We start from the raw sequence: 26,123 nt of genomic DNA on the forward strand, positions 1-26,123 counted from the left end.
CACCGGTTTTGATTAAGAAAGCAGCGCGTTTTTTTTCATCACATCCACAAGCGAAACGTTTCGATAGCGATCACACTTCTGCAATGCCGACGTAGTTTTCAGAACATTCTTCGTACTACACTGCCGTCAGCGAAACGTTTCGCTAATGGAGCGGAAAAATGAAAAAAGGTTGTGTACTGAACGCTGACATTTCGTCGGTCATCTCTCGTCTTGGTCATACCGATACGCTGGTGGTGTGTGATGCCGGGTTGCCGGTGCCGCGTAACACACAACGCATTGATATGGCATTAACCCAGGGCGTTCCTTCCTTTATGCAGGTTCTGGAAGTGGTGACAGCAGAAATGCAGGTTGAGGCCGCAATCTTAGCGTCAGAAATCAAACAGCAGAATCCAGCGCTCCACGAAACGTTGCTCGGTCATATCGAGCAGCTGCAACAACACCAGGGGAATACCATAGAAGTGCGGTACGTTACGCACGAACAATTCAAAAACCAGACCGCGGACAGTCATGCGGTTATTCGCAGCGGGGAGTGCTCCCCGTTTGCGAATATCATTCTCTGTGCTGGCGTTACGTTCTGAGGCCATCATGGACGCGTTATTGCAACTCAAAGGCATCGATAAAGCCTTCCCCGGCGTAAAAGCCCTTTCCGGCGCGGCGCTGAATGTCTATCCCGGCCGCGTGATGGCGCTGGTCGGTGAAAACGGCGCCGGTAAATCGACGATGATGAAAGTGCTGACCGGCATCTACACCCGCGACGCCGGTTCGCTGCTTTGGCTGGGCAAAGAAACCACTTTCAACGGGCCAAAATCCTCCCAGGAAGCCGGGATCGGTATCATCCACCAGGAACTGAACCTGATCCCGCAACTCACCATTGCCGAAAACATCTTTCTTGGCCGCGAGTTTGTGAACCGCTTTGGCAAAATCGACTGGAAAAAGATGTTTGCCGAAGCCGATAAACTGCTGGTGAAGCTGAATCTGCGCTTTAAGAGTGACCGGATGGTGGGCGAGCTTTCCATTGGCGATCAGCAAATGGTCGAAATCGCCAAAGTGTTGAGCTATGAATCGCAGGTCATCATTATGGATGAACCCACCGATGCGTTGACCGACACGGAAACCGAGTCGCTGTTTCGCGTGATCCGCGAGCTGAAAGCGCAGGGGCGCGGCATTGTTTATATCTCCCACCGCATGAAAGAGATCTTCGAGATTTGCGATGACGTGACCGTTTTTCGCGACGGGCAGTTTATTGCTGAACGCGAAGTGGCGACGCTGACCGAAGATACGCTAATTGAAATGATGGTGGGCCGTAAGCTGGAAGATCAATATCCGCGTCTGGACAAAGCGCCGGGTGACGTTCGTCTTACCGTCGATAATCTGTGCGGGCCGGGTGTGGAAAATGTCAGCTTTACCTTGCGTAAAGGCGAAATACTTGGCGTTGCCGGGTTGATGGGCGCAGGCCGCACCGAGCTGATGAAAGTGTTGTATGGCGCACTGCCACGTATCAGCGGCTACGTTAACCTTGATGGCCACGAAGTGGTTACCCGCTCACCGCAGGATGGACTGGCGAATGGCATTGTGTATATCTCCGAAGACCGTAAACGCGACGGGCTGGTGCTCGGTATGTCGGTCAAAGAGAACATGTCGCTGACTGCGCTGCGCTACTTCAGCCGTACGGGTGGCAACCTGAAACATAAAGAAGAGCAGCAGGCGGTGAGTGATTTTATTCGCCTGTTCAATGTGAAAACGCCCTCAATGGAGCAGGCAATTGGCCTGCTCTCCGGCGGGAATCAACAAAAAGTGGCGATTGCCCGTGGTTTGATGACCCGCCCAAAAGTGCTGATCCTCGATGAGCCAACCCGCGGCGTCGATGTCGGGGCGAAAAAAGAGATTTATCAATTAATTAATCAGTTTAAGGCCGATGGCCTGAGCATCATTCTCGTGTCGTCTGAAATGCCGGAAGTATTGGGCATGAGCGATCGCATTATGGTGATGCATGAAGGGCATCTCGGCGGTGAATTCACGCGCGAGCAGGCCACTCAGGAAGTATTGATGGCTGCCGCTGTGGGCAAGCTTAATCGTGTGAATCAGGAGTAAAAAAGATGACTACCCAGGCTGTATCTGGTCGCCGCTATTTCACCAAAGCATGGCTGATGGAACAAAAATCGTTGATTGCCCTGCTGGTGCTGATCGCTATCGTTTCGACCATGAGCCCCAACTTTTTTACCGTCAATAACCTGTTGAATATCCTCCAGCAGACATCGGTTAACGCCATTATGGCGGTCGGTATGACGCTGGTGATTTTGACCTCGGGGATCGATCTGTCCGTCGGTTCTCTGCTGGCGCTTACCGGCGCGGTTGCTGCTTCACTGGTCGGCATGGAAGTTAATGCGCTGGTGGCGGTTGCCGGTGCGCTGGCGCTGGGGGCGGCGATTGGTGCCGTGACCGGCACCATTGTTGCCAAAGGCCGCGTGCAGGCATTTATCGCCACGCTGGTGATGATGTTACTGCTGCGCGGTGTCACGCTGGTTTACACCAACGGCAGCCCGGCCAATACGGGCTTTACCGATAACGCCGATATTTTTGGCTGGTTCGGTATTGGCCGCCCGCTCGGTATCCCAACGCCGGTGTGGATCATGGCTATCGTCTTTATCGCCGCGTGGTATCTGTTACATCACACGCGTCTGGGTCGCTATATCTATGCGCTGGGCGGTAACGAAGCCGCGACGCGTTTATCCGGCATTAGCGTCGATAAAGTCAAAGTGATTGTTTACGCCCTGAGCGGCCTGCTGGCTTCGCTGGCGGGCATCATTGAAGTGGCGCGTCTCTCTTCAGCCCAGCCGACGGCGGGAGCGGGTTATGAGCTGGATGCGATTGCTGCGGTCGTGCTGGGCGGAACAAGCCTTGCCGGTGGGAAAGGTCGTATTGTTGGGACGTTGATCGGCGCATTGATTCTTGGCTTCCTCAATAATGGATTGAATTTGTTGAGCGTTTCTTCCTATTACCAGATGATCGTGAAAGCAGTGGTGATTCTGCTTGCGGTGCTGGTAGACAACAAAAAGCAGTAATTACCTACACAACAGGACTCATGAATATGAACATGAAAAAACTGGCCACTCTGGTTTCTGCTGTTGCACTGAGCGCCACGGTAAGTGCGAACGCGTTAGCGAAAGACTCTATCGCTCTGGTGATTTCCACACTGAATAACCCGTTCTTCGTTTCACTGAAGGATGGCGCACAAAAAGAAGCGGACAAACTGGGTTACGAGCTGGTGGTGCTGGATTCGCAGAACAACCCGGCAAAAGAGCTGGCTAACGTTCAGGATTTGACCGTACGCGGCACCAAACTGCTGCTCATCAACCCGACCGATTCTGATGCGGTGGGTAATGCCATCAAAATGGCGAACCAGGCTAAAATTCCAGTGATTACCCTTGACCGTGTAGCAACCAGCGGCGAAGTGGTAAGCCATATTGCGTCTGATAACGTCCTCGGTGGCAAAATTGCCGGTGACTACATTGCCAAAAAAGCGGGTGAAGGCGCGAAAGTCATTGAACTGCAAGGTATTGCCGGGACATCCGCTGCGCGTGAGCGTGGTGAAGGTTTCAAGCAGGCCGTTGCCGCACACAAGTTTAACGTGCTGGCCAGCCAGCCGGCAGACTTCGACCGTACCAAAGGCCTGAACGTGATGCAGAACCTGCTGACCGCGCATCCGGACGTGCAGGCGGTGTTTGCCCAGAACGATGAAATGGCGCTGGGTGCGCTGCGCGCGCTGCAAACTGCCGGAAAAACCGACGTGATGGTGGTAGGTTTCGACGGTACACCGGACGGCGAGAAAGCGGTTAACGACGGTAAGCTGGCGGCGACTGTTGCGCAGTTGCCGGAGCAGATTGGTGCGAAAGGCGTTGATACGGCAGACAAAGTGCTGAAAGGCGAAAAAGTCTACGCTAAAAACCCGGTCGATCTGAAACTGGTTATCAAGCAGTAAAAGAGCATTCAGGCGATGTCAGCCTGAGGGACAACGTAAAAAAGAAAAGCATGGCACGCGCCACCGTTAACGGTGGCGCACTTTATGGACAAGCTCATCATGAAAACCGCAGGCAAACTCGTCGTCCTTGGCAGTATCAATGCCGATCACATTCTTAACCTTGAATCTTTCCCGACCCCAGGCGAAACCGTCACCGGCAGCCAGTATCAGGTGGCTTTTGGCGGTAAAGGCGCAAACCAGGCGGTTGCTGCCGGGCGCAGTGGCGCGGACATTGCCTTTATTGCCTGCACGGGCGATGACGATACCGGCGCGCGGGTGCGTAAACAGCTCGAAAGGGACAACATTGATGTTGCCCCCGTGAGCGTGGTGGCGGGGGAATCCACCGGTGTGGCGCTGATTTTTGTTAACGGCGAAGGGGAGAATGTCATCGGTATTCATGCAGGGGCGAATGCGGCGCTCTCCACTGAGCGCGTGGCGGCCCAGCAAAAATTGATTGCAGACGCTTCTGCGCTATTAATGCAGCTCGAATCGCCCGTTGACAGCGTGCTGGCCGCGGCCCGTATCGCGCAACAACATAACACTACCGTGGCGCTGAACCCGGCTCCGGCCCGGGAACTCTCCGATGAACTGCTGGCGCTGGTGGACATTATTACGCCTAATGAAACGGAAGCGGAAAAGCTCACTGGCATTAATGTTGCCAGTGATGAAGACGCGGCGCGTGCCGCGCGGGTGCTGCACGATAAAGGCATCGACACCGTGATTATTACCCTGGGTAGCCGCGGCGTGTGGGCCAGTGTTAAAGGTGAGGGTAAACGCGTTCCGGGCTTTAAGGTGAAAGCCATTGATACCATTGCGGCAGGCGATACCTTTAACGGTGCGTTGATGACCGCCCTGCTGGAAGATAAACCACTGGATGAGGCGATTCGCTTTGCGCACGCGGCAGCGGCTATTGCAGTCACGCGTAAAGGCGCGCAACCTTCTGTTCCGTGGCGCAACGAGATTGACGATTTTCTCTCTCATCAGGAGTGATGCTTGGCAACCATGAAGGATGTTGCCCGCCTGGCGGGCGTCTCAACCTCTACCGTCTCCCACGTTATTAATAACGATCGCTTTGTCAGCGAGACGATTCGGGGAAAAGTCGAGGCGGCGATCAAAACGCTGAACTATGCCCCTTCGGCCCTTGCGCGAAGTCTGAAACTTAACCAGACCCGCACGATAGGGATGTTGATTACCGCCAGTACTAACCCGTTTTATTCCGAACTGGTGCGTGGCGTGGAGCGAAGCTGCTTCGAGCGTGGTTACAGCCTGGTGCTGTGTAATACCGAAGGCGATGAGCAGCGGATGAACAGCAACCTGGAAACGCTGATGCAAAAGCGCGTCGACGGGTTGCTTTTGCTCTGCACCGAGACGCATCAACCTTCGCAAACCATCATGCAACGTTACCCTTCTATTCCCACCGTCATGATGGACTGGGCGCCGTTCGATGGTGACAGCGATCTGATTCAGGATAATTCCTTGCTGGGCGGCGTGATGGCGACGGAATACCTGATTAATAAAGGCTTCACGCGGATTGCCTGTATTACCGGGCCGCTGGATAAAACCCCCGCCCGACTGCGGCTGGAGGGTTACCGTGAGGCAATGGGCCGTGCCGGGTTGACCATTCGCGACGGGGATGAAATCGAAAGTGATTTTGAGTTTGGCGGCGGCTTTGAAGCCATGCAGGCATTACTGACCATGAACGCGCGCCCGCAGGGGGTGTTTATTGGTAACGATGCGATGGCGGTCGGCGCATATCAGGCGCTTTATCAGGCCGGGCTTAAGATCCCGCAGGATATGGCGATTGTCGGTTATGACGATATTGAACTGGCGCGTTATATGACGCCGCCGCTCACCACGATTCATCAGCCAAAAGATGAACTGGGTGAGCTGGCGATTGATGTGCTGATCCACCGTATTGCCGACCCCAGCCTGCAACAGCAGCGGTTACAACTGACGCCGGTATTAATGGAGCGTGGTTCAGCCTGATTTTTTATGGCGCTCCTTTATCAGGTTGCGACCATCTTTTGCTTTCAACAGCATGAATACCAGCGCAGAGACCAGCGTAACCGCGCCCATGGTAATAAAGGTGTAGTGGAACTGCTCGATGGTATTGACGCTATCAAACCCTTCATAAAAACGCAGCACCGCAGCACTGACCGCCACGCCAAGACTGATGGATAATTGCTGGGTGACGGCCAGCATGCTATTGCCGCTGCTGGCGTTTTCATCGGTTAAGTCCGCCAGCGAAATGGTGTTCATCGCGGTAAATTGCGTCGACATCGCCATCCCCAGCACAAAAAGCGGCAATACCAGCATCCATATCGCCATCGCCTGCGTTTGTAAGGCGAACTGCGCGATCATCACGCCAATAAACAGCGTGACGCCGACTAACGTTTTGCGATAGCCAAACCAGCGCAAAATCTGTGTCACGGTCGATTTCGCCAAAATTGAACCCAGCGCGGTGGGAGCCATCATGCAACCGGCAATTAATGCCGGATAGCCAAAACCCACCTGCAACATTAACGGCATTAAAAAAGGAACACAGCCAGTGCCCAGCCTGGAGGCAATGTTCCCGGCGATCCCCACGGAAAAGGTGCGCGTTTTAAACAGGTTGAGGGAAATCAACGGGGTAGGATGGCGGCGCGCGTGGTGAATATAAGCCAGTAACAAAGCGATGCCGCTGAAGATAATGGCGATGGCAAGCCAGCTGGCAACCAGCTTTTCACCAAAGAGCTCCATACCGCTGGAAAACAGCACCAGGCTTAGGCCAAATAACAGAAAGCCCCACATATCAAAGCTGCGCCGTGGGGTGGTGAAATTCGGCATATATTTGCGGGCATAGACCAGCCCGGCGAGGCCAATCGGGATATTAATCAGAAAAATCCAGTGCCAGCTCGCCCAGGTGACCAGCACGCCGCCCATTACCGGGCCAAGAATCGGCCCGACTAACCCCGGCATGGTGACAAAGTTCAATACCGGCAGTAATTCACTGCGTGGGTAAGCGCGTAGCAAGGCCAGACGCGCCACCGGCATCATCATCGCACCGCCGACCCCCTGAATAATGCGGAAGATAACCAGCATCGCCAGAGAGTTGGAGAGGGCGCAGGCCAGCGAGCCGAGGGTAAACAAGCTGACCGCCAGCATAAAGATACGGCGCGTACCGAAGCGATCTGCCAGCCAGCCGCTTACCGGGATCAGCATTGCAACAGTCAGGGTGTAACTGATTATGGCGGATTGCATCGCTAAAGGAGAGCGATTCAGGCTTTGTGCGATCGCGGGTAACGCGGTGTTAAGAATGGTGGCGTCCAGTGCCTGCATAAAAAAAGCCATTGCCGCAATCCACGGCAGCCCGGCCATACTGCGCGCTTTCTTCTCTGTCATACAAATCCCGTTAAGTCGGCGTATTCAATAATTTCTGGCATGCCTGGAGCGCGACCTCACCGTCGCTTTCCTGAATGGCGTCCACAATAGCCTGGTGAAGGTCGAGCTTGACCACTTCGTTTTGAGTAATAGAGGTAAAGTAGGTGTGGTAAATCGAATGGAAGAGACTGGCAAACGAAATAAGGAAAGGGTTGTCGCTCATCGCATAGATATGTTCATGCCATGCCATATCCACGGCTATCCAGCGTTCGCGGTCAAACTCTTTCTTCAGGGACACCATCTCCTCCATTAATGTATTGAGATGCGCTTTTTGCTCCGCGCTGCCCAGCGTGGCGGCGAGCAGGCAGGCCTGTGGTTCAAGGCTGCTGCGCATCACCAGGAAGTGTTGAATGACATCCTGGAAATTATCTTCGCGCATCCACCAGGAGAGGAGTTCTTTATCAAGGAAGTTCCAGTTTCCCCTCGGCATGACGCGTGTTCCAATACGCGGGCGGGGCAATACCATGCCTTTTGCTGTCAATGTCTTTACCGCTTCCCTGACGGCGGTGCGGCTTACGCCAAACTTCTCGCCCAGTTCCATCTCACCCGGCAAAATGCTGCCTGGTGAGTACTCTCCTTTCAGGATCTGTTGGGCCAGCTTCTCGGCTAACACCCAGGAGATGTTTTTCTGCGCGGCAAGTTGTTGTGCGTTTAAAGACATTTATCGCTTCCTTTATTCTTCGTATCACTCATAAGTATGCCATTCGATATCTTCCTGTGGTGGTAAAAACAGCGAAACCCGCGATTTATGCCGCTTTTAGACGCGTTTTGTTGAAAAAAGAGACGGTTGAAAACTTTTTTGAAATTAAGGGTTGTCAGCGGAAATTAACCCCCTATAATGCGCCTCCACTGACACGGCACAACGGCATACAAGCGTCTTAACTAATAAAGCGCGCGCGCTACATCCAAAGCGTGTTATAGAACAAGGGGTTAGCGTAATGCTAACCCCTTTTTTATTGGCGATGGCGGCAGAATGGCGGCAGGAAATTGCGCCCTGGCGGCAGCCATAAAAAAAGCCTGCTATCGCAGGCCCTGGTGAAATTATTGATTAGCGCACGCTATGCGGCGGTGCTGATGGCGAAAGCGCCGGGCGAACAATATAGCGTGCCAGTGATTCGTGAGTGACAAAGGTGCAGCCACAATTAATGTTCTGGCACTGGTGATAGCGCTCTTTGGTTTCGGAACTGAGGTAGCGGCTTGAGCGCGCGTGCGCCGCTTCCTGGCATACCGGGCAATGCATCATGGTGTGTTCTCCCTCGTGTTTATGCCAGTTATAATAAACCTATAACTTGCAAATACAAGTTAATGATTGCATTTGACGTTATCCCTGTAGCTCATACTCTGCTTCGCTGATCTTCAACTCCAGATGCAATTGAGTAATAAAACCATTGCTATCAATGCCGTGGATTACTTTCTGGATAACCCAGGGGGTCTCATCAATAATTTTTTTAAAACCTGAAACCAAAACGGGTGTTTCTGCCGAAATATCGGTGCGCCCTTGCGCCAGCGTAATGCTGAACGTTGCTGCCTTACGCTGGATCTCATTCCACTGCGCTTTTGCCGCCCGGGTGGCTTCGTCTTTTGAGGCGTAAAGGGTTGGCAGAGTAAAAACATTCTTTTTTGAGCCCGCGGTATAATCCGTTGCGTCCCCGGTTGCGCCGGTTTTGCGCGTCAACTTTATCTGTTTCGTCTGCTCTTTCGGCGTGCTGGTATCCTGCCAGCGCGCGATAACACTGCCGTAGACCTCGCGATCGGCAATGCTAAAGCTATGCGTATCGCCTTCGCTGCGGGAAATGGTCACCGTGGACACTTTTTGGTTAGCCCGGACGCACTTCCCGGGCACAAGGAAAAACAGCGTGTCTGATTTCACCGCGATTTCTGCGCCGTTGCGTACCGCCAGCCGGGTGAGGAAAGCTGCGTCTGTCTCACTGGACTGGTCGATATGCGCAATTTTTATCGCGGCCAACTCGGGCGCGACGCTCGCCTTTAGCGAATTACGTTTGGCGATATCTTCTACGATTGCGCCAAACGTTGTGTCATGCCACGACCCGTCTTTTGCGGAATTCATAGGGCCGAGAAAATCGACACTGCGCGCGAGTATACTCACCTGGTCCGGTGTGCCCTGGTGCGTGACCTGGTCGACGGTAAATGTCCCCATTTCCGCCAACTCTGCCCCTTGCCAGCCAATAGCGACACCTATTTTGTTACCGCGCATCGGCATCTGGATTTCTCCGTCAGCATCATCCAGCGTCAGCGACAGCGTGTCGGTCTCAAAACCGCGATTGTCTGTGATTGTCAGCGCCATTAATCGCGGCGTTATTGTGGCGGTGATGTCTTTATCGTCGTTGTCTTTGCTGATTAGCGTCAGCGTATAGGCGGGCGTTTTCACTCCCGCCAGGTTGTTGGTGAGCGCGTCAAGCATCAGAGGGCCCCCAGCATCTTGGTGGCATCGTTGAACAACTGTTTGCCCTGATCGCCAAGATTGCCAACCATGGCGACCAGCGACTCATCGACGCGAGTGAGTTTCAGCGTGAAGTTGATTTTGCGCGGTGAACCGTCGCTGTAAAACTCAGTGCCGTTCTCGGTGACGTTGCTTATCACATACATGCCATAAATCACCCCCGTGCCATCGATCAGCGGCCACGCTTTGCCTTGCTCCGCCATCAGGCGAACCGCCGCCAGCGACAGCACGCCGCCGGTGAGTTCAGGAAAGAGATCGCCGCTGATATCGATGGTCTCTTCACCCGGCCCGATATATTGATATGCTGCACGTTTGCCGACGCGCGCGTTGTTCTTCCAGTTGAATGCGGAGGTGCGATTTCGGTTCTGGAACGGCAGCGTCTGCCGCATAAAAACAAAAAGCCCGAGTGCCAGCATCATTATGCGAACCCTCCTGACGGGTTGAGTTGAGATAAATTGTTATTGCGCTTGTTATTGGCATCCTGGCGAAACAGATCCTGCAAATAGCGCTCGTTGTTACTGCCGGGAGTGACATCGCCTTGCAACGTAACGTTGTATTCCGTTTTGCTGTTATCGGTGAAGGTATGGCCGGAAGCCGGTTTTACCGCCTGGTAGTTGTTGACGGTGTTGGGCTGCACTGCGCCAAACACCGCGCCACCGGCACCAGCTTCCGTTTGCGGTTTCGGGAGTGCATTAGCCGGCTGTTTGTCGATCACACCGAGTTTCTCGAGCACCCAGTCGATACCTTCGATCAGCAGTTTCAGTGGCTTAAACGGCAGTGTCAGCGCATCGACCAGCATCTGGCCGAAAATCGTCCCGGCGTTACCGCATTTCTCCAGCGTTTCCTGGCTGGATTTAATGGGAGAGAGAAGATTGCCGAACCACTCTCCAACTTTGCTTATTGCTTGACCAATGCCGTCGAAAAGAGGCTGGAATGGTTCAAACAATCCGGCAATCGGGGCGAACGCCGTTTTGATGCCCTCGATGACGCCACCAAAGAACGCGCTAATCGGCTCCCAGTAAGTGTAAATAGCCAGCGCAGCAGCGCCCACAAGGGCAACGATGCCAATAATGGGCAGCGTGAGCGAGCCAAGCACTGTCATGATCCCGCCGACGACGGTCGTGAAAACGCTGCCGAACGAGGTGGCGATGGTGATAAGCGTGCCGATCCCGGTAAAGACAGGCGCAATGACGCTCGCCACGGTGCCAATTGCGCCCGCAACGCCAACCACGACGGTGGCGATAAGCCCGAAGGTTTGCACCAGGCCCTGGTTGTTCTGTACCCACTGTTGCAACTGACCAAGATAACCGGTCGCGGTTTGCACCAGTTTGCGCAGCGACGACTCCTGCGTACTGAAAATATCGACACTCAGGGATTGATACGCCGCTTGCAGTGCGTCCAGATCGGTACCGAGATTACCGCCGCTGTTCTGTACGGTCGTGACCGCCGTACCGGGCGTTGTCGGCGTTTTATTCAGCGATTGTTCATAACCCGGTTGCAGCAGTTTTTTCCCGAGGTTAAAGCCGGTGGTGGCGATGGCCATCCCGGTTTTGCCAACGGTCGAGACTTTCCCGCCGATCCCCTGAATAGTCTGCTGTGCAGCCTGGAGTTTCGCCACGCGCTTTTGCCGGTTCTCCTGCGCCAGCGATGTGCGCTGCGCGTTGAGTTGCCCGGTATTGTCTTTGATGCTGCTTTGCAGACGCTGTTTTGCCGAGGCTGGCGTGCGGGTACTGATCCCTGCCTGTTGCAGAGCCTGCCGCTGGTTTTTCACCGCCTGGCGCAGATTGTTGTGTTTTTGCGTAAGGCTACTCACGCTGTCGCGGGCTTTATTCAGTGCCACTGTCTGCGACTGGGTTGGCTTATCGATTTTTTTCAGCTCGGAAGCCAGCGCCCGCGTACTCTCTTTCGCTGTTTTTAGCTCAAGGCTGACGGCGTTCAGGGCGTTTTTCGTCCGGGTGAAACTGTCGATCTGCGCGACCTGGCTGTACAGTCTGCGCAGGGTCGTCTGCGTTTGTTTTAGCTGGTCAGACAGCGACACACTCGCTGTCTCCAGGTTTTTAAACGGGCGCGTCGCCTGATCAACAGCCGTGAGCAATTCCTCTAATTGTGCGCTGTTACTCATATGTATTTCCGCTTCGCTGGAGCGCTTTTTCGCGCCATGTGATGAGTTCGGTCAGGCTCAGGGGGTAGAGTTCTGACGGCGGCCAGTGGAAAATCACTGCGATATCCGCCATCAGATCATCGACCGATAGCGTGGCCGGAAAGCTTACTGCGCCGAAACTGGCGACAAAAAACCAACCACCTTGCCTGCCAGCGCCACCATATCGGCCAGATCCAGCGCCCCCACTTCCTGCTCGGTCAGAGACGGCGAGGTAATACGCGGCAGCACTTTAATCAGCGCGTCCACGTCGGCATTCGCCACCGACGCCAGGCTCAAACCGCGCAGCGCGCCTGCGTTAGGCTTCATTAGCGTTACGGTGTTAATAACCTGCTCACCGCGGTTAATCGGGGTTTGCAGGGTAATGACGTTATCAGTTTCGTTGCTCATGGGATCCTCATCATTGCGTTAGCAGGGGGAGTCCCGGCCAGCGAGGCTGACCGGGTGGGCATTACAGGCCGATATTGCGGCGGTGCTGCTCGAGACGGTCGACGCCGTTGACTTTTTCAACCATGTTGACGGTGTCGATTTCCACCAGTTCCTTGCCGTCCATCGTCAGCCTGAAGTAGCTGCACACGACGGAGATTTTCGACTCGGTATCTTCACCCGGTTTGTTTTCGCCAGTGTCGATCTCTTTCTGGCGGCCACGCATGACCACTTCAACGGCCACCGTTTCGCCGGTGTCGTCGCGCTGGTAGGAGCCGGCAAAGCGAATCGGTACCGCATCCGCAGTGGTTGCGCCGTACAGTTCCCAGATGGCGGCATCCGGGAAGCCGCCCAGCGACCACTCCATCGACAGCGCGTCGTCATCGAGCCCCATATCAATGGGCGCGACGCCGTTCATGCCTGCGCCGCGGTAGTTTTCCAGCTTGCGGGTCAGCTTCGGCAGCGTGATGGATTTTGCGATCCCCTGATAGCTGTAGCCATTGAGGAACACGTTCATATATTTGAGTTTTCGCGGCATTGCCATGTATCAGGTTCCTTAATTGCTGTTGACCGAGGAGACCAGGTTCGCCAGGTACTTATCGGTAATGCGCTGGCGTAAGGTCAGGTTTTCCAGTGGCGGCACCGGGGTATAGTCGTAATCGATATACAGTTTCCCGGCTTTCAGGGTCTCGGCATCGTTAGCTTCCTCGTCGAACCAGCAGGTCGCATCCACGATATAACCGTTGCTTTTCAGCTCGCGGAATTTCGCATTAATGCCATCGATGATGTCGCGGATAAGCGTTGCAGTGATCGGTTTATCCACCGCCCACATATGCGCATCAGCCATGGTGTCGGCGATAACCTGCGCAGTACGGGTGTAGTTTTCAAACAGAAACAGCGGATCGTCCGAGCAAGTGCGGTTGCCCCAGAAGCGGAAGCCGTCTTTGCGGATAAGCGTTGTGACGCCTGCTTCGTTCAGCAGATCGGCATCGGTGCCGGATTCCTGCAAATCCCAGAAAACCGGGGTGCTGATGCCGGTGACGCCATTAACGCCGACGTTAGACAGGGTTTTGTGCCAACCGGTTGACTGGTCGATAGCGGCGCGCAGGCCAAGTGCGCGGGCGGTGGAGTAAGCAATTGCCGTTGCATTCGCCGCCGTGTCCCAGGCGAGGAAGTCCGGCCAAATTACCATCAGCTCACGCTGACTGAAGTTCTCGCGATACGTGATAGCTTCGGAAATGGTTTTGCAGCCCCAGGCGCTGACGTAACCGAAGGCACGCAGTTTCTGGCAAATGGGCGCAAGCGCGGTGGCAACTTCAAGGGAATCCAGCCCCGGTACGCCGAGGATACGCGGCTTAACGCCGGTTACTGCTTCGGCGGTCAGCAACGCTTTCAGGCCGGTGTATTTACCGTTTTCGTCGGTGGTGCCGATGATGTTGGAAATGGTTTGTGCCGGTGCGTCATCGCCTGTGCCTTCAGCGACGCGGACCACAACGATAACCGGTTTTGCCTGGTCGGCAATGGCTTGCAGGGACGCCGCCAGCGTGCCTTGTTTGCCCGCTTTGGCGATAGCGCTCTGGACGCTGGTAATCAGTACCGGTTCATTAAGGGGGAACATCTCAACATCTGCATCGCTGGCGGTACATACCATGCCGACAATGGCGGTTGAGACAGTGGAAATGACGCGTGTGCCGTCGTTGATTTCGACGACCTGGACGCCATGATGGTAGTCACTCATCCGTTTAACTCCGTGGTGTTGGGGTGAGTGCTATTTTCCTGGGTGGCGAAGCCGCGCGCTATTTGTCGGGGTTGGGGCGCGGCTGAAACAACAGCGGAAGATAAAAAAAACGGGCCGAAGCCCGTTTGGGTTACTCTGGCTGCGGGGGCATCAGGTATGCCGTCATTACGCAGCCCTAACTATGTAGTTAAACGCGATGTTCGCGGGTCTGACTTTCATTGACACATATGCTCCATTGGCCATCATACTTGCGCCTGTTCCCGTCGAATATCCAATGCCCGGGAGATTTTCTACGCTCTCGCCTCCCAATAACTCCCGCATCGTATTGGCGTTGTCATCCGTATTATTAACCAGTGTGACGAGAGCCGTTGATGTTTTGGTCGGATCGCCCATGCCAACAATGGTTGCAGATTGAGAAGAGAGTAACGCCCGACCAGGATCCATTTCCACACCACCCCAGCCCCGAATGAATTGCCCTCGTAGGTCAGGAAGAACAAGTTTGGGATAGGCCAGAGCCAGTTTCGGATATTGCGCGGCGGTAAAGGCCGCGCCGTTACATTGCAGCCAACCGACTGGCGGCGTAGCTGTTGGCCATGGAACAGGTACGCCAACCGGAAGTGCTGAACCTTCTCCTAATCCCAAATGATTTAATGCCGCAGCTACCGCATCACTTCCTGCATCGGCAATCTCTTTAAGGGCTTGCGCAATTTGCAAATACTGACTGTGCGGGTTGGCCGCTTCGAGGTGGTTGCTCAGCAACTCGTCGGCATATTTACGTGTCGCCAGCACCACCGACGGGTCGATTTTCAGCGTCACCGCTGAGGTTGATGACACCACTAACGCCATACGCAGCGTTTGCGTGCGGGCGCTGCCTTCGAGCAGCAATGGTTTGTAGGTTTCCGGGCAGTTGGCGACGGCAATCAGTACACCATCCGCATCGTACAGGCCGATTTCACGGATCCAGAACCCGCCTTCGTTTTCCGGGATTATCTGCTCGGCAATAATTTGATTCGCGTCATTAGGATCGACCGACAGCATATTCAACAGGGCAATACGCTTCTGGTTAACCAGTTTTGTCTGCGCTGGATCGGGAGTCGGGAGGCTGCCGTTACCGTCACCGGCGGCCATATGGGTCAGGTTAAGCTGCGTGCCGAGCGCGGTGGCGTTCGCCAGTTTCGCGGCTCCTTGATTGGTCAGGATGGCAAAATATTTCATAGCTATGCGTTCACTCTCAGGTTATCGATTGAGTAAACGATATTGTCTGACGGCGTTTGGGGCGGAGGCTATTGGGCAGGGTTGGCTGCAAGCCAGGACAACCTGCGGGACAATGCCTGATGGCGGCTTCTCTTAGCAGTCATGTGGAAGCGGTAGGCCGGATACACGCAGCGCTGCCCGGCAAAAAAACGGGCCGTAGCCCGTTAAGTTTATTCTGGCTGTGTGGGCCAGGTGATATCGGGGGCGGAAGAAGTATCGGTTGCGAGCAGCGCGTCCAGATAATCCAGCCACTGTTCATATTGCTTCAGTTCGACATCTATGAGCCTTCCGATTGCGGCTTTTCCTGGCCACTGCTTACCATTCATGTATTCGTTTGCCTGATTAACCAGACTCTGTTTACGCGCTTCAGCCGCTACCCGTAATTCCTCTGGGGTGGGCGACGGGAGATCTCCCCACGATGGAAAACCGTCATCGCCAACGGTTCTTATTTTGTTCGCTGGTTGCGGCCCCATGAATTTGGTAACTATTTCATCGTCAATAAGGATCGCGTCAGAAAAATCCCATCCTTTTTCTTCGTACTGCTCTTTCATCTCATTGAGAAAGAAAACATTATTTTTTGCTGACCATAAATATTTCATTTAATACCCCACGGCCCTGAAACAAATTGTATTTTGTGAATTCGTGACGATCGATGCGATAAATGACGTCAAATTGCTGGTACGCTCAAAAATACCGCAAGATTTGTTGCTGGGGTCCTCCGTCTGGATTGAAAACCATATACCCACACATGCTGATGGGAACGGTATGGGATAATTTACTGTGATCTTCTGCGTCCCCGCAGCAGGATTTACGATAAAACTGCCTCCACACTCAATTAATCCTGACGGATGTCTTTGAAGCCACGACGCTCCTTTGACGCCAGCAAAACTCGACATATCAGGAATCTGACCTGCGCCAGTCCCCACCGATTTTTTGGCCGCATCTCCCAGTCCCAGGTTTTTTAGCGCAGCGGCAACCGCATCGCTGCCAGCGTTGGCGATCTCTTTAAAAGCCTGTGTAATTTGCAGGTACTGCGGATGTGGATTCGCAGCTTTGAGGTGGTTATTCATCAGTTCATCCGCATACTTACGCGTTGCCAGCACCACCGAAGGGTCGATTTTCAGTGTTACCGCTGCCGTTGATGACACCACCACAGCCATGCGAATGGTTTGCGTACGTCCGCTGCCCTCCTGCAACAATGGCTTATAGGTTTCCGGGCAGTTGGCTACGGCAATCAACACGCCGGTATCGTCATAAAGACCGATTTCCCGTATCCAGAATCCCCCTTCGTTTTCCGGGATAATCTGTTCGGCAATAATTTGGCTTTCGTTATCAGGATCAACCGACAGCGTATTCAGCGAGGCGATACGTGTTTGATTAATCAAGGCCGTTTGCGAGGCATTCGGCGTAGGTAACACGCCGTTGGCGTCTCCCACGGCCATTTGCGTCAGATTGAGCGTGGTGCCGAGCGCGGTCGCGTTCGCCAGCTTCGCTGCGCCCTGATTGGTCAAAATTGCATAATATTTTGTGGTCATGCGTTAACTCTCAGGTTGTTTGATGAGGAATGAACGGTGGTGCTATTTTCCGTTCAGCCCCAGACGGACGCTATTTCACGGCGTTGGCTACGCCGCGAAACAACAGCGCAGCGCAAAAAAAAAATCGTCGGGTATTACAGCTCGCTCAGGCCGCATGAATATAACGGTGGATTATCACCAAACGAATCGGAAAACCGATACTGGAAAAACTCTAAAGCGGTGGCCAGTTTTAGTTGACCACTACACCAAACTGGATCGTCTTGGACGAAATGCTATGGACGTCAGAAAAACGGTGGAACGCTGGCTGCATCAGATATTCGGGTTCATTGCCTGGCTCTGGGCGGCGTGGATCTCACCAGCCCGGCAGGGAAAATGACCATGCAGGTGATTTCTGCCGTAGCGGAATTTGAGCGCGATCTGCTGCTTGAGCGCACACACTCGGGTATCGCCCGGGCCAGAGCATCAGGGAAACGATTTGAACGCCCCTCTGCCCTGAATGATGAACAGAAAAAATCGGTACTGGAACGGCTCAGTACGGGAATGTCTGTGAGTGCTGTGGCCCGTGAATTTGGAACGACCCGACAGACTATTCTCATGGTAAAGGCGGCTATTCCAGCAGCATAAACCACCATACCAGTAAGAATCAGTCATTTCTTTGTCCCGGAACAATGACGATAAAATATCGCTTGGTTACGATGGAATGTTATTTATACATAAAAATGTGCAGGGAATCAGCATGGAAATTATTGGCGACAACACCTGTATTACCAGCATCAGGCCCAAAAGTAAGGTTGTTTACTGTCGCGGTGAGCCGCATAGATACTGGCTTGAGCTTCAGTTCGTGGATGAGAACAACAATCCGGTTAGCGGGCTGAATGTGCAGCTGGAATACCACCCGCTGGCCTCTGCAAAAGAGGTCGCTATGTGGAAAAAATATGGTAACCACGACTACAACCCCACGCCGCCGCCTAATCCGCCCGCCAGGGTGACTGACAGCCAGGGACTGGTTCGCTTTGATGACCTGTACTGGATTACGGTTGATGTGAAGGTTGACGGCCAGCAGCTGGCTGATGAGATGGAGAGGCGACCGCTGGGACTCCGGCGTAACCCGAACAGCCAGCCGGTGACCAATAATATATTCAGACCGGAAACCCGCGACCCGTCATGGCGCACTGACGTGCAGGAGAAAGCTGAGGCCAGCGGGCATACGCATCACTATGTCACCATCGGGGAACTGTGCGACCGGCTACCACATATTGAGGGCTGGGATGCACCTGAACCGCCGAAATTCCATTTCCCGCCGGGAAAATCGCTGAAAGGCACGGAAATCGCGCGTGAGGCGCTGGAGCAGCGGCATGTGATTGAGATCTGCCCGTTCCGTGCATGGGCGCTGGCCCTGCACGACACAAAAGACTATGACCTCGCCAACGGATATAACCTCGGCATTATGGCCGATCTCGTCTATACAGCAGAGGCGACAAATCCGGCCATCGATTATTTTTTCCGTCAGAAATGCCAGGATCTATCATGTATCCCGCAATTTGCGGAGTTCCCTTCTTACTTTCACACGCTGGCGGTGGATGTACCATTCCGTGACCACTACCAGGCCCCGGTCTACCTGAACACCGGGGAAGGACTGAACGGGGAAGGCGATACCCGACTGTTTACAGTGGAATGTGGTACGCACGTGCTGGTTGCCTGGTGCGGCACCGACAGCCTGCTGAATGTGGTAACCGATTTATCCTTTGCGCCGAAGCGCTGCCTGCCGGAGCTGGCCGGTGAGGGATATGTTCACGGTGGCTTTCTGGAGGCATATCGGCTGGCGAAGCGGAAGTTTGGGGACAAGTTGGATGCTATTAATAAATCTCTGGAAGAGAGTGGTGGAGCGAAAAAACTGTTTGTCTGCGGTCATAGTCTGGGCGGGGCACTGGCGCTGCTGTACGCTGCCGAGATGAAATCCAGCCTGCCGGTACTGTACACCTACGGGATGCCGCGTACCTTCACCCGCGCGGCGATAGCATCACTGGACGACATCACTCATTACCGGCACGTCAACGATAATGACACGATCACGCAGATCCCTCCGGATGCCGATCTCGATAATGCGTTCTACGAGACATGGGGCCCCTTGGGAGACAAGCTGGGGTTCGACTGGTCGGTGACCACGGCAACCGGACTCAGCATGGCGGTACGGGATCTGGCGTATCAGTCGGCGGGTCTTGTGGAGAAAAAAGACCCGTACTGGCACCACGGCAGTACGGTAATATTTTTCCGGGCGCAGCAATGCGCGATGCAGGCCGCCAGTCCGTATCAGAAAAACCTGGTCGACGGGCAGGCCTATACCCGGCATTTTGTGGCCACCAAGCTCTTCCTGGTGCCGTCCCTGAATGAGGAGTGCCTGAAATCCACCGGTGAGCATCAGGCGGCGTTTATCCAGTGTCTGGATCCAGCCAGCCTGAAAAAGACCTTTCCGCAGAATACCAACCCAACGCTGAACGGTATTGGTACCGATCCTCGCAGTCACTCGATGGCACACCGTTACCTGCCGTATATCCATAATCAGGTACTTGAGCTGGCCGATCCGACGCGGGATATAAGCAGAAAAGCGATGCGGGAGAGATTCCGTGACGAGGTGGAGAAAAGTGCATCTGGCAGCAATCCGGATGAGGTCGAGCGTAACCGCGAGTTCCTGGCGCTTCAAGACATGCTGCCGGTGACGCTGAACCGGATACGTGCTGAGGAGACCGGAAAAAATGCCCTGATCCGCTTTGCGGAGGTAACGGATGAAGACGTTGAATTTTCTCAGTAGAACTGCCGTTGTTATGTCGGCTTTTGCGCTGCTTTGCGGGTGTGATAATCGACCTGACCGGACGATGTCGCCTCCAGATAATGCTAAATGGGTGGCGGTGACTTTTCGCGTACCGGAAGGGGTAACACTTCAACCTGCAGAGCTGCTGTATCGTTCGAAACAGTGCAAATCTGTGCGTTATAATTCAAGTAATGAACCTCATGATATTCCGGGTTATAACGACGTTGAACAGCCATTCGGTGTGCCTGATGGTGACAATGTCCGGCGTCTGCGGGTTGCTGTTGATGGTGGCGGCCCGTGCCAGTGGCAACTGAACTCACTGATGGTGAGCTTCAGTATTGCGGAAGACAATCCGCTGGTTAAGGGAAAAGAGGTTATTGATACCAGCTATATCTTCGATTTCGGCAACTACGGACTCAGTGACGGCTACGGGACCGGGCGGGCTAAAGCATTCGGCGGTGAGCGGCTGGAACTGAAAACAGACTTCTTTCCTATGTCATACATTAGTCATATGTTTAACAAGACGACGCTGAAACTTTTTGGCGGAGATACGGATTCCGAAAAGTGGAGCCGGCGTTATCAGCTGAAAAACGCGAGTTTGATAACTATAGAGCCGATCTTTCATGCGGAAAAAAACGTGTCACTTGAGGCTGATAAGCAACGAGGAATTGGGATGGTTATAACCTACCCTGATGGAAATGAAGAGCATGTCCGTCAGGTTAACCCTGATTATCAAAGATTATTGTCGTTGTTGAAATAAACAATCAAATGAAGGGATCTCTTTGAGATCCTTTTTTAACGCTTTTAATTTCCCGAACCCGCTCGTTTTGTAAAATGTCGCATTTTGCAGCTTCGCTTCCATTGGCCCCACTTCCAATGCGACAGAGCACTACTTTGTTCAAAAAACAGGCTTAGCGTAGGATATTTTCCGTTTTCCAAGCGGACCCCTCGTTGACCGCACCGGCAGGTCGTTTACTGCCCCCAGCTCTGTGATCGCCCGCCGCAAAAAGCTGGGGGAAGATGCCATCCGGGAACTGTTCAACCTCACGCAACAGCACTGGCACGAGGAAGCCCGGCATCCGCTCTGGAATGGCCTGACGCTGAACGCCGTTGATGGTATGGTCTGGCGGACTCCCGACACGCCGGAAAATGCCGCTGCCTTCGCGAAAGCAGAAAACCAGTATGGAGAAAAAGGCTTCCCGCAGGTCCGCATGGTGTGTCTGATGGAACTGAGCAGCCACCTGCTGCGGGCGAGCGTAATGGACCGGTATGACGTTAATGAGATGCGACTGGCCGCAGGGCTGGCAAAACAGGCACCGGATAACAGCGTGACGTTGTTCGACAGGGGCTTCTGGTCAACAGGTCTGCTGCATGACTGGCACGCACTAGTCTCAACCTGACCTCACCTTTAAATACCCTGCCGGCATCCTCCGGGACGGGGTATTCCGTTCTGGCAGGAAGATAATAGAAAACAGCATATCCTGCGCATCTGCATATGCTAAGTATATACATATGAATTGCATCCGCATATACTATACATATGCGCGTGGTGCGCTGCAGTCAGGCCGAACGGCCAGGAGAGAACATGAGAATTGTATCTATTTTTAAAAACGGCAATAACCGCGCCATCCGTCTGCCGCGCGATCTGGATTTTGAGGGCGTCAGCGAGCTGGAAATCGTCCGGGAAGGGGACAGCATCATCCTGCGCCCGGTCCGGCCGACCTGGGGCTCGTTTGCGCAGCTTGATAAAGCCGACGCGGACTTTATGGCGGAGCGTGAGGACGTTGTCAGCGACGAAGGACGGTTTGACCTGTGAACAAGACCTATATGCTCGATACCAACATCTGCTCGTTCATCATGCGTGAGCAGCCGGAAGCCGTAATTAAGCGCCTGGAGCAGGCGGTGCTGCGCAACAACCGGATTGTGGTCTCGGCCATCACCTACGCCGAGATGCGCTTCGGTGCCATCGGCAAGAAAGCATCTCCGCGCCACGCACAGCTGGTTGATGCGTTCTGTGCCCGCCTCAATGCCGTACTGCCCTGGGATCGGGCCGCCGTGGATGCGACAACCGGGATTAAGGCATCCCTGGCCGCAGCCGGGACGCCAATCGGGCCAAACGATACGGCCATTGCCGGACACGCCATTGCAGCCGGCGCGATCCTGGTGACGAATAATGTGAGGGAGTTTGCGCGCGTGCCGGGTCTGACACTTGAAGACTGGGTAAAATAATACGCTGCTTTAACTACAGGGTAATAAAGGATGAGTGAACTGAAAATTGATAATCCGGCGCAGCGGCTGCTGGATCTTCTGGAAGCAGGTAAAAAGTATTCGCAAACCCAAAGCTGTCGCGCTGTGTGGGTCTCGCTCCTGGATGCACAGGAAAATAATGAACAGCATCTTCTTTCCCGTCTGGCCCGGGTCATGGAGTTACCAGGACGAATCTTGCAGGTCAGGGAGGATCATTTTTCCACGCTCAGGGGGAAATCCATGCACTGGAAGGCCTGTGTTGATAAAGCATTTATTTCACAGACCCTCAACAGTCACTGGCAGACGTTCTGGCATCATATTGATGATCGCACGATGTCAGAACTCAGTATGTTGACAGATCTGTTTGAAAACCGCGGTGCACATGCTGGTATTGAGGCTGAAGAGATTGAGTCCCTGCTGGAGAGAATTACTGTTCTGCGCGGTGACATTCGAAATGCTGAACTTCCTGCCACGATGAAAACTATGTTACTGAAACAACTTTCACAGATCCAGGAAGCGCTGGAATCGTACAGTATTTCCGGCGTTGAGCCGGTGATGGACGCTGTTCAGTCAACCCTGGGTCTTGCCGTTCTGCATCCGGAGTACCGTAATGAGATTAAAAAGGGCACAGGCAGTCAGTTTGGTGACAAAATATCGGATCTGCTGAGCGATGTGGCCAATGTGGTGACAGTGGCCGGTGCGATGCCCGCGTTAACCGTCGCGGTAAATACTGCGCTGACCTGTTTAAGTTAATAATCATCCCTGACATCCGTGCTACGGCTGTCGCTTTTTACCGCTGCAACATCCATAGATACTGGTGAGCCAGTTGTGTCCGGCCCGCAGGCAGAAGACCTGACCGGGCTGCGTTGCCTTTAAGGAGATATCCAGAACATGACCGACCACCCCATAAGATATTCTGGACCGGGAGACAGGGTACTTGATAAGTCGGTGGCGCATCCGGATGAGGACCGGTACGGATTTCTTCATATCGCGGGACAACTGGCACATTCCATTAATACCATTGGGCGGGAAGGAAGCGCCGTCATTGGTATTGAAGGGGCATGGGGATCCGGAAAAACCAGCCTGCTGAATTTGCTGCGTTCAGAGCTCGATAAGGAAAAAAATGCGCGCACCCATGTTCTGAACATTTCCCCCTGGCTTGATGGTGATGATACCAGCCCGGTGGAATCCCTGCTGTTACCTGTGGCGCGTATCATTGCAGACGAAGAGGAAAAACTGTTCCCGAAGGGGAAACGCATATCCTTGCACAGGAAAAAAGAACTGACCGAGACCGCGAAATCCGTCCTGTATTATTCACAGGCCACCGCCCGACACCTGGCACCCGTGGCGGAATTTGCAGGACTTATTCCGGGTATACCCAATGCGGGTAAAGCTCTTAAAGCCTTCTCTGAGGCGAAGCTCAAGGGCAGCCGGAAAACCACGGCTGAACTACGCCTGGAAATAGCCGGGAAGATTGCGGCTCTCGATCTCAGTTTTATTGTGTTACTGGATGACCTGGATCGTCTCGAACCAGCCCAGGCCGTCGAAATTATTCGTCTGGTCAAATCAGTCGCAGATTTTCCGCGCTTTCGTTATATCCTTTGTTACGACAAGGCAGTGCTGGCTCAGGCGATCAAAACCGGGCTTGGTGTGGAAGACGGTAATGCCTATCTTCAGAAAATAATACAAATCCCTTTCAGTATTCCCCGTCCGGAATCGTTCGGCCTCCGGCAGCAATTCTTTGACGCTGTAGTGGCACTGTACGAATCGGTGAACAACTGCCAGCCTGACAGCGGAATACTGGACGATCTCAATACAGTTACAGATACCTTTGGTCATGCGCTCAGAACGCCCCGCGAAGTGCAGCTGGCCCTGAACGCACTGGCTTTCCGCTATTCCGGAGTAAGGGATTATGTATATCTGCCGGACTTATGCTTTCTTCAGCTTATCCGGATCACATGCAGCGCGCTGTACGACTGGACAGAACAGTACCTGACTGAACTGGCGATTGTGGCATCCGGTGACGGTAGTATCAGTACGAATGAGCAGGAGCATCTCAAAACGGGCTTAATCACTGCTCTTTCTCAGATACGCCCTGCACCAGACCTTCTGATGTACAGACTGCGTGAGCTCCTTCCGGGCATCGAGGGACATAACGCAGAAACGCTGAAACTGTTCTGCAACATCAGAGACAACGATAAGGCCATAATGACCGCCGGGCGTCGGCTCGGCAGTACTGCCTACTGGCGCTACTACTTCGCCTTTTCTGCGCCACAAAACGTTCTGCCACCTGAATATTTTGCCACTCTGTTTGACCTTGCCCGCACTCCTGGTCAGGACACAGCCCTTGCAGGTGAGCTGATCAGGCAAATCAACAGCAAGGGGATCACCTCGCGGACATGGTATGAACACATTCTCAGCCAGTTAAGTGCCCCTGTGATCAAAGAACGTAACTTTGAGGAATGTGCGGGATTGCTGCGGTTTTTTTTCAGTTACGCCGATGGGGTAATGAGTATCTATTATGAACGGGATCAGTGGTTTTCATGGCAAACGCTGGGCACAGAAGAGGTGGTAAATGATCTGCTCCGGCGGTTGCTGGAGCTGAACAGGCCAAAGGGAATGCGCCTGCTAAAACAACTTTTTTTACAGGGAAGCGCCTGGCACTGGGCTGCCGACTATCTGCGCGATCTGCTCTGGCAGAACGGTATGGCCGGAAATCAGGCTGTCTCTGCAGAGAAGCGCGTTCTTTCAAACACCGAGGTGGCATCCCTGTGTAAGTTCATGTCACGTCGCCTCAGGACGCGACAAATCCAGAATGAATTATTCCGGTTCGACAGACTGCTCAGATATATGTATGCCTGGCGAGAAATTGACTCCCCCAAAATTGTTTGTCGCTGTTTGAGGAGGATCTGCAAGGAGAATGATGGTTTTTTAAACCTGTTGCTTCGGCTGCGGATAGAGGTGCTCAGCACCCATCGGGGAGCTTACCGGGAACTGAGAATTGATGAGGTTTCCCGTCTTATCGGGTTGCCTCAGGCGGAAATCAGAACCCGCCTGGAACAACAACATGGCAGGGAATGGATTGTGAATGAACTGAAGGATTCGGTGGAAAGATGGCCCTGAGGCAGAGCCTGGTATGTTCCGGAATACCTGGACCGGGAAGGTACCTCATACCTGAAGACAGTTATCCGGCGGCCCAAATCGGGCTGACTTAACGTAGCCAGCCACTGACAGATCACAACGAGGACGTATGAAGAACTTCAGGATCCCACAGTAGGAGTTTGAGGGCCAATGGAATGAAAACTTATGCTATTGGGTCCTGATGATGCAATCCAAAAAAAGGATCCGCATAGGATCCTTTAACAGCCCACCCACAGGTATAAACGTGGAGGTCATGAACACATGTCACCGGCTGGCCCAGCAGTCTGCTGCGGTCAGTGCGCGCGTCCGTGCCGAGCACCGTCAGCGACAGCGTGAACGCCTCCGACAGCGCCTCACGCCCGGAGAGTTTCCAGAAAAGCAGGCCGTCTACCGGCAGCGTTACCGATATTCTGTTTACCATAACCATGAGTCCGTAAAAAAAATCGATCACCTGAAAGCGCACTTAATCATCTGTGCGTTCGTTTTTTGGGTGGAAAATTGCTGTGCGGTAGTGCTTTTATGGCGCCAGCATCAGCACCTTGAACTGGCTCGGGACAATGCGCATGCCAATGGCATTGGTGGAGTTTTGCAGACTGACGCTGGTTAAGCGCGTGGCTGGCGTGCCTTTGAGCAGGACGGTGAACGCGCCGGTCAGGTGACGCGACGGCCCCATTACGGTGCCGGAGGCGACACCGGTTGCCACCCCGGGGTTATCGCCGTTGGTCAGCGGCGTTACCGTCGCCATATTGTGCGCGGGCATGCCCATAAACAGGATGTTGAGCGCATTGGGAATAGCGGTCTGCCCCAGCGCGATATCCGGGTAAGGGATCGGCGTTGGCGCAGGCATGGGTGTCAGGCAGACATCCGGGAACGCAAGATCGACGCCCATTAACTGGCAGTTGGCAAACATATCGTC

Annotated in this window: 27 protein-coding genes and 2 pseudogenes; 14 read left to right on the plus strand and 15 right to left on the minus strand. The window is 53.8% G+C overall.

All coding sequences use genetic code 11. The annotated features are described in order from the left end of the window. The first annotated feature begins 158 nt into the window (after positions 1-158). The 6 genes from rbsD (at position 159) to rbsR (ending at position 6,004) form a co-directional block, all read left to right on the plus strand. Positions 159-578, plus strand: coding sequence for a D-ribose pyranase (gene rbsD, locus Q5705_20700; protein ID WLI76952.1), 420 nt, complete (start codon positions 159-161; stop codon positions 576-578). A 7-nt stretch (positions 579-585) separates the two neighbouring features. Continuing rightward, positions 586-2,091, plus strand: coding sequence for a ribose ABC transporter ATP-binding protein RbsA (rbsA, locus tag Q5705_20705; protein WLI79073.1), 1,506 nt, complete (start codon positions 586-588; stop codon positions 2,089-2,091). A 5-nt stretch (positions 2,092-2,096) separates the two neighbouring features. Next, positions 2,097-3,062 carry a ribose ABC transporter permease gene (rbsC, locus tag Q5705_20710; protein ID WLI76953.1) on the plus strand — a complete coding sequence of 322 codons (966 nt, stop codon included), beginning with the start codon at positions 2,097-2,099 and terminating at the stop codon, positions 3,060-3,062. 26 nt (positions 3,063-3,088) lie between these two features. After that, entirely contained in the window at positions 3,089-3,979 is an 891-nt protein-coding gene (gene rbsB, locus Q5705_20715) for a ribose ABC transporter substrate-binding protein RbsB (GenBank protein ID WLI76954.1), read from the plus strand. A 99-nt stretch (positions 3,980-4,078) separates the two neighbouring features. Next, a complete protein-coding gene (gene rbsK / locus Q5705_20720; GenBank protein WLI79074.1) occupies positions 4,079-5,008 on the plus strand; it encodes a ribokinase in 930 nt (309 codons plus the stop codon). Positions 5,009-5,011: 3 nt separating this feature from the next. After that, entirely contained in the window at positions 5,012-6,004 is a 993-nt protein-coding gene (gene rbsR, locus Q5705_20725) for a ribose operon transcriptional repressor RbsR (protein WLI76955.1), read from the plus strand. Here rbsR and mdtD read toward each other — a convergent pair. The 13 genes from mdtD to Q5705_20790 all read right to left on the minus strand — a co-directional run bounded on the left by mdtD (position 5,996) and on the right by Q5705_20790 (position 17,010). After that, positions 5,996-7,399: a multidrug transporter subunit MdtD gene (gene mdtD / locus Q5705_20730; protein ID WLI76956.1), complete on the minus strand. Its 1,404-nt coding sequence runs from the start codon at positions 7,397-7,399 to the stop codon at positions 5,996-5,998. The genes rbsR and mdtD overlap by 9 nt on opposite strands. Positions 7,400-7,409: 10 nt before the next feature. Next, the gene (locus tag Q5705_20735) at positions 7,410-8,099 is read right to left on the minus strand and encodes a FadR/GntR family transcriptional regulator (GenBank protein ID WLI76957.1); all 690 of its coding nucleotides are present in this window, start codon (positions 8,097-8,099) and stop codon (positions 7,410-7,412) included. A gap of 387 nt (positions 8,100-8,486) precedes the next feature. Beyond that, the gene (locus tag Q5705_20740; protein ID WLI76958.1) at positions 8,487-8,681 is read right to left on the minus strand and encodes an ogr/Delta-like zinc finger family protein; all 195 of its coding nucleotides are present in this window, start codon (positions 8,679-8,681) and stop codon (positions 8,487-8,489) included. Positions 8,682-8,759: 78 nt separating this feature from the next. Then, positions 8,760-9,860 carry a phage late control D family protein gene (locus Q5705_20745; GenBank protein ID WLI76959.1) on the minus strand — a complete coding sequence of 367 codons (1,101 nt, stop codon included), beginning with the start codon at positions 9,858-9,860 and terminating at the stop codon, positions 8,760-8,762. Then, on the minus strand, positions 9,860-10,318 hold the full coding sequence (locus Q5705_20750) for a phage tail protein (protein ID WLI76960.1): 459 nt from the start codon (positions 10,316-10,318) through the stop codon (positions 9,860-9,862). Before Q5705_20750 ends, Q5705_20745 begins: the two co-directional genes overlap by 1 nt. Further along, positions 10,318-12,021, minus strand: coding sequence for a phage tail tape measure protein (locus Q5705_20755; protein WLI76961.1), 1,704 nt, complete (start codon positions 12,019-12,021; stop codon positions 10,318-10,320). The genes Q5705_20750 and Q5705_20755 overlap by 1 nt, the downstream gene beginning before the upstream one ends. After that, positions 12,014-12,133: a GpE family phage tail protein gene (locus Q5705_20760; protein ID WLI76962.1), complete on the minus strand. Its 120-nt coding sequence runs from the start codon at positions 12,131-12,133 to the stop codon at positions 12,014-12,016. The genes Q5705_20755 and Q5705_20760 overlap by 8 nt, the downstream gene beginning before the upstream one ends. Positions 12,134-12,165: 32 nt before the next feature. Then, positions 12,166-12,447, minus strand: coding sequence for a phage tail assembly protein (locus Q5705_20765; GenBank protein ID WLI76963.1), 282 nt, complete (start codon positions 12,445-12,447; stop codon positions 12,166-12,168). A gap of 61 nt (positions 12,448-12,508) precedes the next feature. Beyond that, positions 12,509-13,027 carry a phage major tail tube protein gene (locus Q5705_20770; GenBank protein WLI76964.1) on the minus strand — a complete coding sequence of 173 codons (519 nt, stop codon included), beginning with the start codon at positions 13,025-13,027 and terminating at the stop codon, positions 12,509-12,511. Between the two features lie 12 nt (positions 13,028-13,039). Further along, positions 13,040-14,221 (minus strand): phage tail sheath protein, encoded by a 1,182-nt coding sequence (locus tag Q5705_20775; GenBank protein ID WLI76965.1) that lies wholly within the window; start codon positions 14,219-14,221, stop codon positions 13,040-13,042. A 165-nt stretch (positions 14,222-14,386) separates the two neighbouring features. Further along, positions 14,387-15,442, minus strand: coding sequence for a phage tail protein (locus tag Q5705_20780; protein WLI79075.1), 1,056 nt, complete (start codon positions 15,440-15,442; stop codon positions 14,387-14,389). A gap of 203 nt (positions 15,443-15,645) precedes the next feature. Beyond that, positions 15,646-16,074, minus strand: coding sequence for a tail fiber assembly protein (locus Q5705_20785; protein ID WLI76966.1), 429 nt, complete (start codon positions 16,072-16,074; stop codon positions 15,646-15,648). Beyond that, positions 16,075-17,010: a phage tail protein gene (locus Q5705_20790; protein ID WLI76967.1), complete on the minus strand. Its 936-nt coding sequence runs from the start codon at positions 17,008-17,010 to the stop codon at positions 16,075-16,077. Between the two features lie 226 nt (positions 17,011-17,236). Here Q5705_20790 and Q5705_20795 point away from each other — a divergent pair. The 8 genes and pseudogenes from Q5705_20795 to Q5705_20830 all read left to right on the plus strand — a co-directional run bounded on the left by Q5705_20795 (position 17,237) and on the right by Q5705_20830 (position 25,189). Next, a pseudogene (locus Q5705_20795) lies at positions 17,237-17,634 on the plus strand (recombinase family protein). A 112-nt stretch (positions 17,635-17,746) separates the two neighbouring features. Beyond that, complete coding sequence (locus Q5705_20800; GenBank protein ID WLI76968.1) at positions 17,747-19,819, plus strand: lipase family protein; 2,073 nt, start codon at positions 17,747-17,749, stop codon at positions 19,817-19,819. After that, complete coding sequence (locus Q5705_20805) at positions 19,794-20,579, plus strand: hypothetical protein (protein WLI76969.1); 786 nt, start codon at positions 19,794-19,796, stop codon at positions 20,577-20,579. The genes Q5705_20800 and Q5705_20805 overlap by 26 nt, the downstream gene beginning before the upstream one ends. 187 nt (positions 20,580-20,766) lie before the next feature. Beyond that, positions 20,767-21,198, plus strand: a pseudogene (locus Q5705_20810) (transposase). Positions 21,199-21,404: 206 nt separating this feature from the next. Further along, complete coding sequence (vapB, locus tag Q5705_20815; protein WLI76970.1) at positions 21,405-21,635, plus strand: type II toxin-antitoxin system VapB family antitoxin; 231 nt, start codon at positions 21,405-21,407, stop codon at positions 21,633-21,635. Continuing rightward, positions 21,632-22,048, plus strand: coding sequence for a PIN domain-containing protein (locus Q5705_20820; GenBank protein WLI76971.1), 417 nt, complete (start codon positions 21,632-21,634; stop codon positions 22,046-22,048). The genes vapB and Q5705_20820 overlap by 4 nt, the downstream gene beginning before the upstream one ends. Positions 22,049-22,078: 30 nt before the next feature. Further along, entirely contained in the window at positions 22,079-22,819 is a 741-nt protein-coding gene (locus tag Q5705_20825) for a hypothetical protein (GenBank protein ID WLI76972.1), read from the plus strand. A gap of 138 nt (positions 22,820-22,957) precedes the next feature. Next, a complete protein-coding gene (locus Q5705_20830; GenBank protein ID WLI76973.1) occupies positions 22,958-25,189 on the plus strand; it encodes a P-loop NTPase fold protein in 2,232 nt (743 codons plus the stop codon). A gap of 181 nt (positions 25,190-25,370) precedes the next feature. On the opposite strand, the gene Q5705_20835 is transcribed toward Q5705_20830, so the two are convergent. Together Q5705_20835 and Q5705_20840 are read right to left on the minus strand one after the other, a co-directional pair. Beyond that, positions 25,371-25,670, minus strand: coding sequence for a hypothetical protein (locus Q5705_20835; protein ID WLI79090.1), 300 nt, complete (start codon positions 25,668-25,670; stop codon positions 25,371-25,373). Between the two features lie 54 nt (positions 25,671-25,724). After that, a complete protein-coding gene (locus tag Q5705_20840; GenBank protein WLI76974.1) occupies positions 25,725-26,117 on the minus strand; it encodes a DUF4150 domain-containing protein in 393 nt (130 codons plus the stop codon). Positions 26,118-26,123: the final 6 nt, after the last annotated feature.

The organism is Kosakonia sp. H02, assembly GCA_030704225.1.
Taxonomy (GTDB): Bacteria; Pseudomonadota; Gammaproteobacteria; order Enterobacterales; family Enterobacteriaceae; genus Kosakonia.

Excerpts from the sequence above, each read along its gene's own strand:
- rbsC (WLI76953.1), top strand. The coding sequence starts at position 2,097 with ATGACTACCCAGGCTGTATCTGGTCGCCGCTATTTCACCAAAGCATGG.
- rbsB (WLI76954.1), top strand. The coding sequence starts at position 3,089 with ATGAACATGAAAAAACTGGCCACTCTGGTTTCTGCTGTTGCACTGAGC.
- Q5705_20825 (WLI76972.1), top strand. The coding sequence starts at position 22,079 with ATGAGTGAACTGAAAATTGATAATCCGGCGCAGCGGCTGCTGGATCTT.
- Q5705_20740 (WLI76958.1), bottom strand. The coding sequence starts at position 8,681 with ATGATGCATTGCCCGGTATGCCAGGAAGCGGCGCACGCGCGCTCAAGC.
- Q5705_20800 (WLI76968.1), top strand. The coding sequence starts at position 17,747 with ATGGAAATTATTGGCGACAACACCTGTATTACCAGCATCAGGCCCAAA.
- vapB (WLI76970.1), top strand. The coding sequence starts at position 21,405 with ATGAGAATTGTATCTATTTTTAAAAACGGCAATAACCGCGCCATCCGT.
- Q5705_20755 (WLI76961.1), bottom strand. The coding sequence starts at position 12,021 with ATGAGTAACAGCGCACAATTAGAGGAATTGCTCACGGCTGTTGATCAG.
- rbsA (WLI79073.1), top strand. The coding sequence starts at position 586 with ATGGACGCGTTATTGCAACTCAAAGGCATCGATAAAGCCTTCCCCGGC.
- Q5705_20830 (WLI76973.1), top strand. The coding sequence starts at position 22,958 with ATGACCGACCACCCCATAAGATATTCTGGACCGGGAGACAGGGTACTT.
- rbsD (WLI76952.1), top strand. The coding sequence starts at position 159 with ATGAAAAAAGGTTGTGTACTGAACGCTGACATTTCGTCGGTCATCTCT.
- Q5705_20790 (WLI76967.1), bottom strand. The coding sequence starts at position 17,010 with ATGACCACAAAATATTATGCAATTTTGACCAATCAGGGCGCAGCGAAG.
- Q5705_20770 (WLI76964.1), bottom strand. The coding sequence starts at position 13,027 with ATGGCAATGCCGCGAAAACTCAAATATATGAACGTGTTCCTCAATGGC.
- Q5705_20765 (WLI76963.1), bottom strand. The coding sequence starts at position 12,447 with ATGAGCAACGAAACTGATAACGTCATTACCCTGCAAACCCCGATTAAC.
- Q5705_20760 (WLI76962.1), bottom strand. The coding sequence starts at position 12,133 with ATGGCGGATATCGCAGTGATTTTCCACTGGCCGCCGTCAGAACTCTAC.
- Q5705_20840 (WLI76974.1), bottom strand. The coding sequence starts at position 26,117 with ATGTTTGCCAACTGCCAGTTAATGGGCGTCGATCTTGCGTTCCCGGAT.
- Q5705_20745 (WLI76959.1), bottom strand. The coding sequence starts at position 9,860 with ATGCTTGACGCGCTCACCAACAACCTGGCGGGAGTGAAAACGCCCGCC.
- rbsK (WLI79074.1), top strand. The coding sequence starts at position 4,079 with ATGAAAACCGCAGGCAAACTCGTCGTCCTTGGCAGTATCAATGCCGAT.
- Q5705_20735 (WLI76957.1), bottom strand. The coding sequence starts at position 8,099 with ATGTCTTTAAACGCACAACAACTTGCCGCGCAGAAAAACATCTCCTGG.
- Q5705_20785 (WLI76966.1), bottom strand. The coding sequence starts at position 16,074 with ATGAAATATTTATGGTCAGCAAAAAATAATGTTTTCTTTCTCAATGAG.
- Q5705_20805 (WLI76969.1), top strand. The coding sequence starts at position 19,794 with ATGAAGACGTTGAATTTTCTCAGTAGAACTGCCGTTGTTATGTCGGCT.
- Q5705_20775 (WLI76965.1), bottom strand. The coding sequence starts at position 14,221 with ATGAGTGACTACCATCATGGCGTCCAGGTCGTCGAAATCAACGACGGC.
- Q5705_20750 (WLI76960.1), bottom strand. The coding sequence starts at position 10,318 with ATGATGCTGGCACTCGGGCTTTTTGTTTTTATGCGGCAGACGCTGCCG.
- mdtD (WLI76956.1), bottom strand. The coding sequence starts at position 7,399 with ATGACAGAGAAGAAAGCGCGCAGTATGGCCGGGCTGCCGTGGATTGCG.